General features: G+C 70.6%; 13 protein-coding genes. 2 read left to right on the top strand and 11 right to left on the bottom strand.

Annotated elements, in window-relative coordinates; all coding sequences use genetic code 11:
• Window positions 1-7: 7 nt before the first annotated feature.
• The 4 genes from minC (MFF26_RS10210) to MFF26_RS10195 all read right to left on the bottom strand — a co-directional run bounded on the left by minC (MFF26_RS10210) (window position 8) and on the right by MFF26_RS10195 (window position 4,310).
• Complete coding sequence (minC, locus tag MFF26_RS10210; RefSeq protein WP_238307965.1) at window positions 8-646, bottom strand: septum site-determining protein MinC; 639 nt, start codon at window positions 644-646, stop codon at window positions 8-10.
• Between the two features lie 304 nt (window positions 647-950).
• Window positions 951-1,961, bottom strand: coding sequence for a hypothetical protein (locus tag MFF26_RS10205; protein ID WP_137831813.1), 1,011 nt, complete (start codon window positions 1,959-1,961; stop codon window positions 951-953).
• 178 nt (window positions 1,962-2,139) lie between these two features.
• The gene (gene minC, locus MFF26_RS10200; protein ID WP_238307934.1) at window positions 2,140-2,898 is read right to left on the bottom strand and encodes a septum site-determining protein MinC; all 759 of its coding nucleotides are present in this window, start codon (window positions 2,896-2,898) and stop codon (window positions 2,140-2,142) included.
• An 86-nt stretch (window positions 2,899-2,984) separates the two neighbouring features.
• Complete coding sequence (locus MFF26_RS10195) at window positions 2,985-4,310, bottom strand: DUF2254 domain-containing protein (RefSeq protein WP_171015492.1); 1,326 nt, start codon at window positions 4,308-4,310, stop codon at window positions 2,985-2,987.
• Between the two features lie 215 nt (window positions 4,311-4,525).
• Here MFF26_RS10195 and typA point away from each other — a divergent pair, with 215 nt between their 5' ends.
• A complete protein-coding gene (gene typA, locus MFF26_RS10190) occupies window positions 4,526-6,352 on the top strand; it encodes a translational GTPase TypA (RefSeq protein ID WP_137830141.1) in 1,827 nt (608 codons plus the stop codon).
• Between the two features lie 70 nt (window positions 6,353-6,422).
• Here typA and MFF26_RS10185 read toward each other — a convergent pair whose 3' ends face one another.
• The 7 genes from MFF26_RS10185 to MFF26_RS10155 all read right to left on the bottom strand — a co-directional run bounded on the left by MFF26_RS10185 (window position 6,423) and on the right by MFF26_RS10155 (window position 13,577).
• Entirely contained in the window at window positions 6,423-6,599 is a 177-nt protein-coding gene (locus MFF26_RS10185) for a hypothetical protein (RefSeq protein WP_171015491.1), read from the bottom strand.
• 43 nt (window positions 6,600-6,642) lie between these two features.
• Window positions 6,643-7,560 (bottom strand): NAD-dependent epimerase/dehydratase family protein, encoded by a 918-nt coding sequence (locus MFF26_RS10180; protein WP_137830140.1) that lies wholly within the window; start codon window positions 7,558-7,560, stop codon window positions 6,643-6,645.
• Window positions 7,557-8,090, bottom strand: coding sequence for a dTDP-4-dehydrorhamnose 3,5-epimerase (gene rfbC, locus MFF26_RS10175; RefSeq protein WP_137830139.1), 534 nt, complete (start codon window positions 8,088-8,090; stop codon window positions 7,557-7,559). Before rfbC ends, MFF26_RS10180 begins: the two co-directional genes overlap by 4 nt.
• Before the next feature lie 184 nt (window positions 8,091-8,274).
• Window positions 8,275-9,504: a class I SAM-dependent methyltransferase gene (locus MFF26_RS10170; protein WP_137830138.1), complete on the bottom strand. Its 1,230-nt coding sequence runs from the start codon at window positions 9,502-9,504 to the stop codon at window positions 8,275-8,277.
• Window positions 9,501-10,607, bottom strand: coding sequence for a CDP-glucose 4,6-dehydratase (gene rfbG / locus MFF26_RS10165; protein WP_137830137.1), 1,107 nt, complete (start codon window positions 10,605-10,607; stop codon window positions 9,501-9,503). Before rfbG ends, MFF26_RS10170 begins: the two co-directional genes overlap by 4 nt.
• The gene (gene rfbF, locus MFF26_RS10160; protein ID WP_137830136.1) at window positions 10,607-11,374 is read right to left on the bottom strand and encodes a glucose-1-phosphate cytidylyltransferase; all 768 of its coding nucleotides are present in this window, start codon (window positions 11,372-11,374) and stop codon (window positions 10,607-10,609) included. Before rfbF ends, rfbG begins: the two co-directional genes overlap by 1 nt.
• 31 nt (window positions 11,375-11,405) lie before the next feature.
• On the bottom strand, window positions 11,406-13,577 hold the full coding sequence (locus MFF26_RS10155; RefSeq protein WP_137830135.1) for a glycosyltransferase: 2,172 nt from the start codon (window positions 13,575-13,577) through the stop codon (window positions 11,406-11,408).
• A 289-nt stretch (window positions 13,578-13,866) separates the two neighbouring features.
• On the opposite strand from MFF26_RS10155, the gene MFF26_RS10150 reads away from it, so the two are divergent.
• Entirely contained in the window at window positions 13,867-14,520 is a 654-nt protein-coding gene (locus tag MFF26_RS10150; RefSeq protein ID WP_137830134.1) for a MarR family winged helix-turn-helix transcriptional regulator, read from the top strand.

Here is a 14,520-nt window from a genome sequence, read left to right as displayed (position 1 = left end):
TTTCCCCTTAACCCAAGGCTGCGATCTTGATCGCGCCGCCGTCGGACCAGATCTGGACCGCTTGGCCGCGCAGGTGAGTGCCCATGTCCTCGGCCGTGCGGACGAGGCGGTCGATGCCGAGAAGCTCGGGCTCGAACTTGCGGCAGTAGATGCGTGCGCGAGGGTTGCGGGCGGCGCCCGCGATGGCCCGCCCGCGCAGGGCGCCGTAGACGTGGATGGAGCCGCCCGCGAGGATCTCGGCGCCCGAGGACACCGATCCCATCACGGTCACGTCGCCCTCCGGGTGGACGATGCTCTGCCCCGAGCGCACCGAGCCCTCGATGGTGAGCGAGGAGACGCCCGGCTTGTCTTCCGGACCCGCCGGGGCTTCCAGGGTGTCGCCGTGCGGGCGACCCCCGACGAGGCGCGGCGGCAGGTTCGAGGGCAGCGCGGCGTCCAGGCCCTCGATGCCGAGGATGCGAAGGCGCCGGGTGGTCAGTTCGGCGATCAGGCTCTCCAGCTCGGTCGCCGAGGGTTGCAGGTCCGCGAGATCGAGGATCACGGCCTTGTCGTCGAACAGCGTCGGCGAGCGCTTCAGGGCGCCGTCCAGGAGGACGAGCCATTCCGCGGCCGGAGCTTGCGGCGCCAGCGAGACGGCGCGGAACACGCGGCCTCGCAGGGGCAGTGCGGGATGAGGTGGAGCGGGGCTGGTCACGGGCGTTGACGTTTCCTTACCGACGCACCCATTGATCGTCGGTAAGGTTACCGGGCGGTTAATTTTTGCCTCTCAAGCGGCAAGAATTGCCGGCTCGGCCATTTTTGCCGACCGGCCCCCCGCGCGGGAAGATCGCTGCACCGCCAAAGCGTTGCCGGCCAGCTCAGGACCGGAACAAAAGTTAAGCCGTCCTATGTTCGCCGGATCCGGTGATCCTGTGATCGAAGAGACGCACCGGCGATGGGTCGAGACCCGCTCAACTCCTGCGCAGGGCCTTCGCCTTGAGGCGGCGGTCCTGGAACGTCACCGTCGCCGAGCCGGATTGATTCGGGGGCGACCAGACATAGACCTCGAAGGTGCCGACGCCCTCGATCGCCGTGGCGCTTTCGAGCCGCCCCCGACATCCGAACACCGCTTCGACCTCCATCGGCGTCATGCCGGCGCGGATCCGCGCGAATCGCTCCCGCGTCACGGCGCAGGGTTCGGGCTGTCGCTCGCCTGGGCCGGCCAGGCTCTGGAACGCCGCTCCGGTCGACCTGACCGTGTCGCTCGCCATCGACGGTGCTGCAGGGCGCGCAGCGGAACCGGCTGCGGAGACGGCGCGCGGAGTCGTCCCCCGTGCCGGTTCCGGAGCGGCCCGCGACTCGGTGGGCGGCTCGGACGCTGCAGGGGGCTCCGACGGTGTCCAGGCGCTGGCGCGGGGCGGCGTGCCTCGCCCGTGATCGGCCACTGCGCCGGTCACCGTCGCCGCGCGAGACGTATCCGCCGGTGTGAAGGCGGGTCGCTGGCTCCGACGGCCGGTCTGAGCCGCGGCGCTCCGTCCATCACCGTCTTCCGGGGGATCGTCGCGGCCTGGGGGGGGCGCAATCGGGGCTTGGCTCGGTCCTTGGCCGGACTGCGTGCTCAGGAGAACCGCCCGGCGCATGGACCGGGCGAGGTCGTCCAGCCGTTCCACGAGACGGGGCTCGCCATCCTCGGCGAAGTGGCGGCCTCCAGTTTCCTCGCAGGTCCGGATCACCGCAAGGAGGTCGCGGATATCCTCCTCGGTCCACGTCGCGGCGCGCTTGCCGAACAGGGTGAGCGAAGCCGGCGCGTCGCCCGCGCGCCCGCGCTCGAAGCCTGCGAGTTCCCGTTCCACCAGGGTGCGGCTGCCGGCACAGCCGGTGTGAGCCGTGACGTAGTTGGTCAGGTGCGCCCGGAAAGCATCGCCCGCGGTGGCGGAAAGGGGGATGAGGGCGATGAGGATCGCCAGGGCAGGCACGTGCATGGGACAACGCTTCCGGGAAGCCGCTGTCGCAGAGAGACGCCCGATCTCGTGAATCGACCGTTCCGCCGATGCCGGAAACGTGAGCGGGCCTGCGGATAGCTGTGGACAGCGTTGGACATGGGCGTCGGCCAGACCGTCAGGGCGCGGGCGAATCGGCCCTCGGCCGGACCGAACCGCCTCAGTCGAGGCTCGAGATCACGATCGTGTCCCCGTCGAGCCGGGCCTGGACGGCCTGGCTGCGGCCGGTCCCGCCGAGGTCGTCGGCGGTCTTGTAGAGGCCGTCGATGGCGATCAGCTCCGGCTCGAACTTCCGGCAGAGGATGCGCGCATTGGCATCGCCCACGGCACCGGCGATGGCCCGGCCGCGCAGGGCCCCGTAGATATGAATCGAGCCCCCCGCGATCACCTCGGCACCGGAGGCGACCGATCCCATCACGGTCACGTCGCCGTCGAGATGCTGGATCACCTGCCCCGAGCGCACCGGCTGGTCGAGGACGAAGGAGCGGGGCCGGGGCGGGGCCGGGGCGGCCTGCCCCTGCGTGGATCCCTGCGCGGGGCTGGGTGACGATCCTTGCGAAGCCGGCGCGGCGCCGGCGGGCCATTCGGCGCCGGGCTCCGGCGCGGAAAAATCGTCGATCGGCTTGCCGCCCACCAGCGGTGGCGGGAAGCCCGGACCCAGCGAGGTCGGGCCGATTCCCTCGATGCCGAGGATGGTGATCGAGCGCTTGTTCAGCTCGGCGCAGAGGTCGAGCAGGTCGGAGCGGTCGAAGGACAGGCCGGTCACGTCGAGGATGATCGCGCGGACCGAGAAGAAGGCGGGCGCGCGCTGCTTCAGGGCATCGAGCTCGGCGAGCCACTGGTCGATCGGCGGCACCGGGGCCAGGACCATCGCCAGGAACGAGCGGCCGCGGAAGCGGATCGGGGGACGGGCGGTCACGGGAGGATCGGGAGCGGACGGGTCATGACGAACAGCTTATGGCAGATCGCGGCGCCATCCGCCCAGGGGCGAGCCTTCCTCAACAGCTATCCGTGCGGGATGCAGGCCGCGCGCTCGGCGGCCCGGATCGCCGACGCGTCGCCGCCGAAGGCCGGTGCGAGGGCCCTGAGGCGCGCCTTGTCGGCCTCGAGGGCGAGGGCGGCCTCCGCGCGGTCGAGAGCCATGCGCGACTGATGCCGCGCAGCTTCCGCGAAGGCGGCGTCCCCGACGCGGCTCAAGGCCGAGAGACCCTTCTGGATGCGCAGCTGCACCTCGATCAGCCCGGCCCCGTCGCGGGCCATCAGCATGAAGGCGTCCTCCAGGAGGTCGGCCGCCGTGAGCGGCGGGACGTGAATCTGGGGATGCGTCGGCTCCTCTTCGGGCCGGTCGGCACTCTCCCGCGCCCACTGGCTCAGCAACCGGATCGAGCGCCCGATCACGTCGATGGCGGTGCCGGGATCGTTCGTCGCGGGTGACAGGGCGCGGGAACCGATCTCGCTCAGCACCGCGAGGCCGAAGCGCGGATCCTGATCGAACGAACGCTCGTTGCCGATCGCGAACATCCGGGCGGCCTCCTGCGCGAGGTCGGTGAGGGCGCCGCGGTCGGTCTCCGCCCCCGCCCGACCGATCCAGGCGACCGGGGCATCCGGATAGACGAAGGCGCCCGGCAGAGCTCCGACGTAGAGCTGCGCCGCCTGCGCCGCGCACAGCTTCGACAGGGCCGGCATGTCGATATGCTGGACATAGCCGATCGTCCCCGGCCTCACCGGGACGGCATCGGGCGGGATCGCGCCCTCGGGCAGCCGCCGGCCGCCGAGATAGGGCTCCCGCAGCCGCGCCTCGATCGCCTGGCGGGCCGCGACCTCGACCCGATCGGTCGTCTCGCCGACGCGGCCGAGACGGGTCAGGTGGTTGATCCAGCGCAGGAGCGTGACGACGATCAGGGCGATGACGGCGATCGTCACCGCGAAGAGGATGGCCCGTCCCTGCTCGCCATAGGCTCCGGTCTTCGACACGACGAGGCCGACGATGCCGAATAGGAACGAGCCGAGGAAGGTCGAGAGGACGGTCTGGGTCAGCCCGTCCTCGATGAGCAGCGTGGTGGCCCGCGGCGTGACGTTGCTTGTGGCCGAGCCGTAGGCCGAGACCGTGATGCTGAGCGAGAACGTGGTCACCGTCAGCATGCTGGAGGCGATGACGGTGAGGATGCTGTCGAGGGCATCGGTGCTGATCGTGCCCGGCATCTGCCAGGGCAGGTAGCCGTCCACCACCGCCGCCAGCATCGCGGCGAGCACGCCCGCCAAGCCGATCAGCGTCGCCCGCACCCAGAGGCGTCGCGTCCATTGCGCCATCAGCCAACGCCAGCGCGGCATCACACTCCCCCTGCAGCCTGCCGCCCCCATAGCAGATCGCGGCCTTTGCCGGAGGCGCCGACCCCCTCCGCGCGGCATGCCCTTGCCGGATCGGTCCCCAGCTTATATTGCGACGCGATACCGCCCGATTCGTATCTTGGCGTCACGACCGTCGACCACGGCCCGCGACACGCCGCCTTATGGCCGGGTTTTGTCCGCCCCCTTCGAGAACCCCGATGAAGCTGCGCAACATCGCCATCATCGCCCACGTCGACCACGGCAAGACGACGCTGGTCGACAAGCTGCTCCAGCAGTCCGGCACCTTCCGCGAGAACCAGCGCGTCGAGGAGCGGGCGATGGACTCGAACGACCTCGAGAAGGAGCGCGGCATCACCATCCTGGCCAAGGCGACCTCGGTCGTCTGGAAGGACACCCGCGTCAACATCGTCGACACCCCCGGCCACGCCGATTTCGGCGGTGAGGTCGAGCGCATCCTCTCGATGGTCGACGGCGTGATCGTGCTCGTCGACGCCGCCGAGGGCCCGATGCCGCAGACCAAGTTCGTGGTCGGCAAGGCCCTCAAGATCGGCCTTCGCCCGATCGTCGCCATCAACAAGGTCGACCGCCCGGATGCGCGGATCAACGAAGTCGTGAACGAGGTGTTCGACCTGTTCGCGGCCCTCGACGCCACCGACGAGCAGCTCGACTTCCCGATCCTCTACGGCTCGGGCCGCTCCGGCTGGATGAACACCTCGCCCGACGGCGACCAGTCGGAGGGTCTGGCTCCTCTGTTCGACCTCGTGCTGGAGCATGTGCCCCAGGCGAAGGTCGAGGAGGGTCCGTTCCGCATGCTCGGCACGCTGCTCGAGGCCAACCCGTTCCTCGGCCGCATCATCACCGGCCGCATCGCGTCGGGTACGGTGAAGCCGAACCAGTCGATCAAGGTGCTCTCGCGCGACGGCAAGGTCGTGGAGACCGGCCGCGTTTCGAAGATTCTCGCCTTCCGCGGTCTCGAGCGCGCGCCCATCGACGTGGGCGAGGCGGGCGACATCGTCTCCATCGCGGGTCTCCTCAAGGGCACCGTGGCGGATACCTTCTGCGATCCGGCCGTCAACGAGCCGATCCAGGCCCAGCCGATCGATCCGCCGACCGTCACCATGTCCTTCATCGTCAACGATTCGCCGCTCGCCGGCACCGAGGGCGACAAGGTTACGAGCCGCATGATCCGCGACCGCCTGTTCAAGGAGGCCGAGGGCAACGTCACGCTCAAGATCGAGGAAGCCGCCGACAAGGATTCGTTCTACGTCTCGGGCCGCGGCGAGCTGCAGCTCTCGATCCTGATCGAGACCATGCGCCGCGAGGGCTTCGAGATCGCCGTCTCCCGGCCGCGCGTCGTCCTGGAGAAGGGCGAGAACGGCGAGATCCTTGAGCCGGTCGAGGAGGTCGTGGTCGACGTCGACGAGGAATATTCGGGCGTCGTCGTCCAGAAGATGTCGGAGCGCAAGGCCGACATGATCGAGATGCGGCCGTCCGGCGGCAATCGTCTCCGGCTCGTGTTCCATGCCCCGACCCGTGGCCTCATCGGCTATCAGGGCGAGCTGATGACGGACACCCGCGGCACCGCGATCATGAACCGGCTGTTCAAGGCCTACGAGCCCTACAAGGGCGAGATCGCCGGCCGCCGCAACGGCGTGCTGATCTCGAACGACAAGGGCGAGGCGGTGGCCTACGCCATGTGGAACCTCGAGGATCGCGGGCCGATGATGATCGAGCCCGGCGCCAAGGTGTATCAGGGCATGATCGTCGGCGAGCACAACCGCGAGAACGATCTCGAGGTGAACGTGCTCAAGGGCAAGAAGCTCACCAACATCCGCACCACCTCGAAGGACGAGGCCGTGCGCCTGACGCCGCCGATCCGGATGACGCTCGAGAAGTCGCTCGCCTGGATTCAGGACGACGAGCTGATGGAGGTCACGCCGAAGTCGATCCGCCTGCGCAAGGCCGTGCTCGACCCGAACGACCGCAAGCGCGCCGAGCGCGCCAAGGACGCCCTCTCGGCCTGATCCTCTTTCAGAGCCGGAGCCATTGAGGCCACGGGACGCTCAGAGCATTCCGTGGCCTTTTCGTTGCGCGTCAGCCGGCATGCGCGCTGAGGAAGAAGCCGAGCGCCGCCGCGAGCAGCAGGCCGGCGATGCGGGCGAAGGTCACGGCGCCGACGCCGTCCTCTTGGCTGCGCAGGTGGGCGACCTGCGCGAAGATCGCCGCCCAATAGGCCGCCCACAGGCTCAGCACCGCATTCATCGTCGGCACATGGGTCTCGGGCCTTGCCCCGGGAAGGCCCCGCCGCGTCCGGTCATGGCTGCGCGAGGGCGGCGCGCAGGCCCTCGTCCAGGGTCAGACGGGGGCGAAAACCGACTTCGCTGATCAAGCGTCCGATCTCGGCCTCGATGCAGGCCGGCTCCGTCGGGGGGAGGGGGCGCGCACCGAAATCGATCAGGTCGCCGCGGCCGGTCAGCCGGCCGAGGGTCTCCAGGATCGCGCGCACCGGCACGGCGCCGCCGGATCCGATATTGACCGGGCCTTCGACCTCGGAGTCCAGCAGGGCCGCGAAGGCCTCCCCCGCCTCCGTCACGGACAGGAAATCGCGGCGCTGGCAGCCTTCGCTGGTGGCGAAGCGCCGGCCGGCCAGCAGGGCGCGGGCCGCATCGCCGACGAGGCGGCCGGGCGCCTCGCCGGGGCCGTAGAGATAGAACAGCCGCCCCCAGGCCAGCGACAATCCGGCGCTCGCGGCGTAAGCCGAGACGACGCGGCGCAGGCCATCCTTGGCGGCGCCGTAGAGCGTGGCCGGGCGGCATGGAGCCGATTCGCCGAAGCGGCCGTCGATGGCGCGGCCCGCGCCGCCGGAGAGCGGAGACGCCGCCGTCCAATCATATTCCGCGCAGGTCCCCGCCACGACGGCGCGTGTGCCCCCTGCCTCGCGAAAGGCGCGCACGAGGTCGAGGCTCGCCGCCGTCCAGTCGAGATTTTCGGGAGCCTGCCAGTAGCGGCCCGGCTCGGTCACCCAGGCGAGATGCAGGAGATGGCTCGCGCCGGCGGCCCGCACGGCGGCGCGGCGGGCGGACGCGTCGAGCAGGTCGGCGGCGTGGACCGCGTGGGCACCCTCGGCCGGGCGACGGCCGACGGCGTGGACTTCGAAGCCGCGGGCGATCAGCGCCGCCACCGCGGGCCGTCCGACGAAGCCGGCCCCGCCCGTGACGAGGACGCGCCTCACCGGCCGGTCCAGTCGGGATAGGTGCGATCGCGCTCGGAGATCACCGTCACCGGCGCGGGCCAGGTCAGGTCGAGGGCGGGGTCGTCCCAGCGCAGGCCGTCGGCGGCGCCGGCCATGAAGGGCCGATCGATCATGTAGAGGACCTCCGTGGCGTCCTGCAGCGCCTGGAAGCCGTGGGCGAAGCCCGCCGGGATGTAGAGCGCGTGCCGGTTCTCCGCCGAGAGCGTCACGGCGAGCGCCCGCAGATAGGTCGGTGAGCCGGGCCGCAGATCGACCGCCACGTCGTGGATCGCGCCGGCGGTGCAGCGCACGAGCTTGGTCTCGGCGTGCGGGTCTCGCGCGAAGTGCAGCCCGCGCAGGGTCCCGCGCTTCGCGTTGAACGACACGCTCGACTGGGCGAACCGGGCCGTGAGGCCGTGCGCGGAAAACTCGTCCTCGCAGAAGGTGCGGGCGAACAGGCCGCGCGCGTCGGCATGCGGCTCCGGGCTGATCCGGTAGAGACCGGGGAGTTCGAGGGGCTCGAAGATCATGCGAACCGCCCGCGGCGAAGGCCGATCCCCCCCACCCCCTCATCCTGAGGTGCCACGAAGCGGCCTCGAAGGAGGGCTCCCGTTCGCGCGCGATCGCTGGCGCCCTCCTTCGAGGCCTCCGCTGCGCTCCGGCACCTCAGGATGAGGGGGAAGGGGGGATCGAGGGGATGGATGAGCGCCATCCTCAGAACACCGTCAGTTCCGGAATCGCCACCGCGAAGCGTCCGCCCCATTCGCGGATCGCCGCCATCTCGTCCGCGATCTCGTCCTCGAGGTTCCAGGGCAGGATCAGCACCGTATCGGGGCGCATCGCCAGAAGCGCGTCCGGCGCGACCACGGGAATGCGGCTGCCGGGAAGCCACGTGCCCTGCTTGTGCGGCGAGCGGTCGGCGACCGCGCGGATCAGTTCGGGGCCGATCCCGCAATAGTTGAGGAAGGTGTTGCCCTTGGCCGCCGCGCCGTAGGCGCAGACCGTTCGGCCGGCCGCCCGCTCCTCGATCAGGAAGCGGAGCGCCGCGCATTTGATGTCGGCGACGGCGCCGCCGAACGCGGCGTAGCCGGACGGGTCGAACAGGCCACCCGCCCGCTCCGCCTCCAGCACGCGGGCGACCGCCGCGCCCGTTTCATGGGTGGCGGCCTCGCGGCAGGCGAAGACGCGCAGCGACCCGCCATGGGTCGGCCATTCCTCGACATCGAACACCCGCAGGCCGTGGCGGGCGAGGATGCCGGCCACGACCCCGAGCGAGAGATACGAAAAATGCTCGTGGTAGATCGTGTCGAACTGCCGGCTCTCGATCATCCGCAGGAGATGCGGGAACTCGAAGGTCGCAACGCCTTCGGGCTTCAGAATCTCCGAAAAGCCCGCCACGAAATCGTGGATGTCGGGAACGTGGGCGAGCACGTTGTTGGCGGCCGTGAGGTCGGCCCGATGGCCGGCTTGCGCGAGGCGATGGGCGGTCTCGCGGCCGAAGAAGGCCACCTCGGTCGGCACGCCGCGCGCGCGGGCGGCGCGGGCGACGTTGGCGGCGGGCTCGACGCCGAGCACGGGCACGCCGCGGGCGACGAAATATTGCAGCAGATAGCCGTCGTTGCTCGCGACCTCGACGACGCGGCTGTCGGCCCCGAGGCCGAACCGCTCGGACATCGCCGCGACGTAGCGCTCGGCGTGCCGAAGCCAGCCGGCGGAGAAGCCCGAGAAATAGGCGTAATCGGAAAAGATCGCCTCGGGGCTCTCGAAGGCTTCGAGCTGCACCAGCCAGCAGGCCTCGCAGACATAGGCATGGAGGGGATGGAACGTCTCGCCCCGTTGCCGATGCTCCGGCGTGACGTAGGCATTGGCGAGCGGCGACAGGCCGAGATCGCAGAAGGTGCGGGTCAGGGCGGCACCGCAGGCGCGGCAGGTCGGGCGCGTCACGGTTTCGCTCCGGGCGCGTCGAGGGCCTCGTAGCGGGCGATCTGCGCCTCGGTGAGGGCGCGCGGATCGGCCCCGGAGACCGCCTCGCGGTACCACGCGGCGGTCCAATCCAGCGCCGTATCGAGGTTCAGGCGTCGGTCCCAGCCGAGGCGGGCACGGGCCTTCGAGGCATCGACCTTGAGATAGGTCGCCTCGTGCGGGTGGGACCCTCCCGAGAGGTGCCACTCGGCCGGCTTGCCACTCGTCCGGCCCCAGCCCCGGCTCAGCCGCTCGACGAGGTAGGAGACCGGACGGCAATCCTCGTCCGCCGGTCCGAAATTCCAGCCCTCCGCGAAGGCGGCTCCGTCCGCGCCCGCGAGGCATTCCGCCAGCCGCAGGTAGCCCGCGAGCGGCTCCAGCACGTGCTGCCAGGGTCGAATCGCGTGCGGTGCGCGGATCTCGACCGACTCACCGACCTCGAAGGCGCGCACCATGTCGGGGACGAGCCGGTCCTGCGACCAGTCGCCCCCGCCGATGACGTTGCCAGCCCGCGCGCTGGCGATCCGGGCAGGGTGACGCTCTCCGCCGAAGAACGAGGCGCGGTAGGCGGCGGTGACGAGTTCGGCGCAGCCCTTCGAGGCGCTGTAGGGATCGTGGCCGCCCATCGCCTCGGTCTCGCGATAGGCGTAGGGCCATTCGCGGTTCTCATAGGCCTTGTCGCTCGTCACCACCACGACCGCGCGCACGTCGCGGGCGGCGCGCACCGCCTCCAGCACATGGGCCGTGCCCATGGTGTTGACCGCGAAAGTCCCGACCGGATCGAGGTAGGAGGGGCGCACGAGCGCCCGGGCGGCCATGTGGATCACGATGCTCGGCTGCGCCATCGCGAAGGCCGCCCCGAGCGCCTGAGGATCGCGGATGTCGCCGATGCGCGAGGCCTCCGGGGGAAAGCCGATCCGGTCGAACAGGTTCGGCCGGGTCAGGGCCGGCAGGCCGAAGCCGGTGACGCGGGCGCCGAGCCGTTCCAACCAGAGAGAGAGCCAAGCGCCCTTGAATCCGGTATGGCCGGTGAGCAGCACGCTGCGTCCGGCCCAGAAGGCGGGATCGGGATTCAGGCTCCCCATCACCACACCTTCCACGGTGCGTCGCCCCGCGCCCACAGCTCTTCGAGATGCTTCTTGTCGCGCAGCGTGTCCATCGCCTGCCAGAAGCCGGTATGCTGGTAGGCGTGGAGCTGTCCCTCGCGGGCGAGGCGTTCCAGCGGCGCGTTCTCCCAGATGGTGGCGTCGTCCTCGATGTAATCGAGCACCTTCGGCGACAGCACGAAGAAGCCGCCATTGATGGTGGCACCGTCGCCCGCAGGCTTCTCGCGGAAGGCGCGGACCGCGTCGCCCGCGAGGTCGAGGGCGCCGAAGCGGCCCGGCGGCACGACCGCCGTCAGGGTGGCGAGCCGGCCATGGGCGCGGTGGAAGGCGTGGAGCGCGGTGAGGTCGATATCGGCGACGCCGTCGCCGTAGGTCATGAAGAAATCGTCGTCGCCGAGATAGTCGCGCACTCGCCTCAGACGCCCGCCGGTCATGGTGGCGTCGCCGGTCTCGATCAGCGACACCTGCCAGTTCTCGGCGGCCGAGCGGTGGAAGCGCACGTCGCCGCTGCCGAGGTTGAGCGTCACATCGCTCAGGTGCAGGCGGTAATTGAGGAAGAATTCCTTGATGACGTAGCCCTTGTAGCCGAGGCAGATCACGAACTCGGTCACCCCATGGGCGGCGAAGATCTGCATAATGTGCCAGAGGATCGGCCGACCGCCGATTTCCAGCATCGGCTTGGGTCGCACCACGGTCTCTTCCGAGAGCCGCGTGCCGAGTCCGCCCGCGAGGATGACGGCCTTCACAGGGCGCCTCCGGTCTGTTGCATCGTCGCGGTCATCGCCACGCCTCTACCATGCCTCGCGCGGCTTGCGGAAACCGCTCGGCATCGAGCCGGAAGGCCGGTGGACGGACGCCGAAGACGGCGGGATAATACGGGTCTCGGGCGACCTGGGCGCCCCAGCGGCGGCGGAAGCGGGCCTGCTCCGACGGATCGACCACGGGAATGCGATTGCGGCTCTCGTAATGATGCAGGCGGGCCTCGGCGCAGTAGACGACCCGCAGGGATCGCTCGCGCAGGCGCAGGCACAGGTCGATGTCGTTGTAATTGACCGGATAGGTTTCGTCGAAGCCCTGGACCGCCTCGAAATCGGCCCGCCGCACCATCATGCAGGCGCCCGTCACCGCGAGGTAGTTGCGGTTGGCGAGGCTCGACCCGTGATCGCCGGCATCGTCGCCGGGGAAGCCCCGGCGGACATGGTTGGGAAAGCCCTCGCCGAAGACGACCCCGACATGCTGGAGGCTGCCGTCCTCGAACACGAGTTTCGGGCCGACCACCCCGACGCCGGGGATGGCGAGCAGTGCCAGCATCGCCTCGATCCAGTCCGGCGTGATGACCTCGATGTCGTCGTTCAGGAAGACCAGCACCTCGCCGGACGCCGTGCGGGCTCCGAGATTCATCTTGGCGGCGAAGTGGAAGGCCGGATCGGCATAGACGACGCCGCGGGCTCCGTGCCGGGTCATCGCGGCCTTCGCCGGCTCGGGCAGGACGCCGTGCTCGACGACGACGATCTCGATCGCGTCGTAGCGGGTCCGCGTTCGGATCGAGGCGAGGCAATTGTCCAGGAGATTGACGCGGTTTTGGCCGATCAGGCTGTCGCGCCCCGCTGTCGGGATCACGATCGAGACCAGCGGGCGCTCCGGCAGCGCCCGGCGCAGGGCGTAGCTTCCCTCGGCGAGGCGGCGCGCTTCGCCCGTCCCGCCGGTGCGGGCCACCCGCGCCTCCAGCGCCCTGAGGGCCGCCGCGTCGTCGAGAGCCGCACCCGCGGGGCGGTGGCAGAGCACCTGTGCGATATGGCCGATGCGGGCACCGTCCTCGGCGAGGCGTAGGGCGAGATCGTAATCGAGGGCGCCCGCGCATTCGGGGCGGAAACCGCCCACCGCCCGCACTCTGTCAGTCCGATAGAAGGTGGGGCGGCCGAGATAGAAGCCGGCCTCCAGCGTCTCGGGCGACCAATCCGGCTTGAAATACGGATCGGTGCGGGCACCGTCGGGGCCGAGCCGATCCTCGTCGGCGTAGAGGCCGTCGAGATCGGGCTCGGCGGTGAGCCGGCGGGCGAAGGCCAGCAGCGCGGGGGGCGCCAGCACGGCGCCCGGCTCCAGCACGGCGATATGGGTCCCACGCGCCGCCGCCAGGCACGCCTGAAGCGCGGCGGCCTCGCCGGGGCCGTCGGGGATGCAGGGCCGCAACCGCGGCTCGTCGACCGACGGGAAGGGGGCCTGCGTCGCGAGGCACAATTCCCAATCGGGATAGATCTGCGCCTGCAGGCCGGCGAGGCTGGCCCCGACGCGCGCCTCATCGCCCGCTCCGGCCGCCATCAGCACCGAGAAGGTCGGGCGGTCGGGCAGCGCCTCGACGAGCCTTCGCATCGTCTCCGCCGAGGGAAGCGACGGGACCTCCACCGCGGCGATCCAGTCGGCATAGAGCGCGGGCGGGGCAGCGGTCGCGGCGGCGCGGGTGAGGCGGCGGAGGATCTCGCCGGGCGGTACGGTTCGGAGCAGGCCGAGGGCCCGACGCAGCAGACGCAGGGGCCTGCGCTCCTGGGCCGGCAAGCGTTCGACGATCTTCCGGGCTCGGAACAATCCGGCCGCCGCCCGGCCGACGGGCTCCACGGCAACCGCATCGAGCCGGAACCGCTCGCTGCCCGGCTCGATCTGCAAGGCGCGGGTGGCGGCCGGGAGGCGGATCAGATCGTCGGTGCCGGGCTCAGCCGCGTGCGGGGTCAACCGGTAGCGGCGCGCTTCCATCCCCTCGGCCTCGACGACGAGCACGGGCGACGCGCCTTCAGGGCGGCAGCGGATCCGGACCGTTCGCCCCGACAGAGCGGCCACCGCCGCAGCGGGGCCCAGAGCCAGCGCCGGATCGGGTCCGGTCGCGATCCAATCGCCCGCCGATAGGGCGCGAAGGTCGCGCAGGGGCGACAGGCCGAGCGCTCCGCGACCCTGCATCACCGGGCTCCGCCGCGCGCATCGGGGGCATAATTTCGGAACCGGTACCCGGGGCAATGCCCCTGGCGAATCCGTATGAGCCGCATCCGATATCCTCGACCGCGAGCCCGTCCGACGCCGGGCGTTCCACCGCCGGCGCCGTGCATCCTCCGTCGGAACTTGTGAAGCAAGCCCGCCCGAACGGGCGTTCTGTCATCGAAGCTTCATCGCAAGGCTTCAGATGCTGCCGCGCGGGCCGCCGCTTCGGGGCGGTCTCCCGGCTCGCGCCGCGTCCGAAGGAAACCAGACCATGTCCGCGACGGCAAACGAGGCTTTTGCCGCGTCCGGCAAGAACTCGGAGAAGAGTTCGAAATCGGATCAGGGCAAGAATCCCGACAAGGCCACGGTCAAGCGGCTGCGCCCGCCCGCGGCCAAGAGCGTCGGCTGGGCGCTCGTCCAGGCGGCGCGGCTGCATCGATCCCGCGTCGGCGACCGGCTTGCCGCCCTCGACCTCTTCGCCGGGCAGGAGCAGGTGGTGCAGGCGCTCGCTGCCGCCGGCAGCATGACGATGGGCGATCTCGCTGCGACCCTGCGGGTGCGGCCGCCGACCGCCTCCAAGACGATCTCGCGCTTGGCCGCCCTCGGTTTCGTCGAGCGTCGGGCCGAGGCCGGTGACGGACGCATCGTGCGGGTGCGCCTGACGGAGACGGGCCTCGCCAAGGCGGCCGCGATCGAGCGGATCTGGGACGAGGTCGAGGCCGAATTGCTGGAAGGCTTCGACAACAAGGAGCGGCGGCGCCTGCGCAAGCTTCTACGCCGAGTCGCCCGCAGCCTGGCCGAGGCCGCGGGCGTGACCGGTCACGAGGCCGATCATGAGATGGACGCGGACGGAGAGCCGGACGACGACGAGGCCGAAGCCCTGCTCGGCCCCGCCGCCGCCGACGCCGTGGCGACGACCCCGTAG

The organism is Methylorubrum suomiense, assembly GCF_022179765.1.
GTDB lineage: Bacteria > Pseudomonadota > Alphaproteobacteria > Rhizobiales > Beijerinckiaceae > Methylobacterium > Methylobacterium suomiense.
Note: the sequence above shows the minus strand (reverse complement) of the source record. Positions and strands in the feature narration are given on the sequence as shown.

Coding starts and splice junctions, on each gene's coding strand:
- MFF26_RS10205 (WP_137831813.1), bottom strand. CDS start 1,961: ATGCACGTGCCTGCCCTGGCGATCCTCATCGCCCTCATCCCCCTTTCC.
- typA (WP_137830141.1), top strand. CDS start 4,526: ATGAAGCTGCGCAACATCGCCATCATCGCCCACGTCGACCACGGCAAG.
- MFF26_RS10150 (WP_137830134.1), top strand. CDS start 13,867: ATGTCCGCGACGGCAAACGAGGCTTTTGCCGCGTCCGGCAAGAACTCG.
- MFF26_RS10195 (WP_171015492.1), bottom strand. CDS start 4,310: ATGCCGCGCTGGCGTTGGCTGATGGCGCAATGGACGCGACGCCTCTGG.
- MFF26_RS10155 (WP_137830135.1), bottom strand. CDS start 13,577: ATGCAGGGTCGCGGAGCGCTCGGCCTGTCGCCCCTGCGCGACCTTCGC.
- rfbG (WP_137830137.1), bottom strand. CDS start 10,607: ATGGGGAGCCTGAATCCCGATCCCGCCTTCTGGGCCGGACGCAGCGTG.
- rfbC (WP_137830139.1), bottom strand. CDS start 8,090: ATGATCTTCGAGCCCCTCGAACTCCCCGGTCTCTACCGGATCAGCCCG.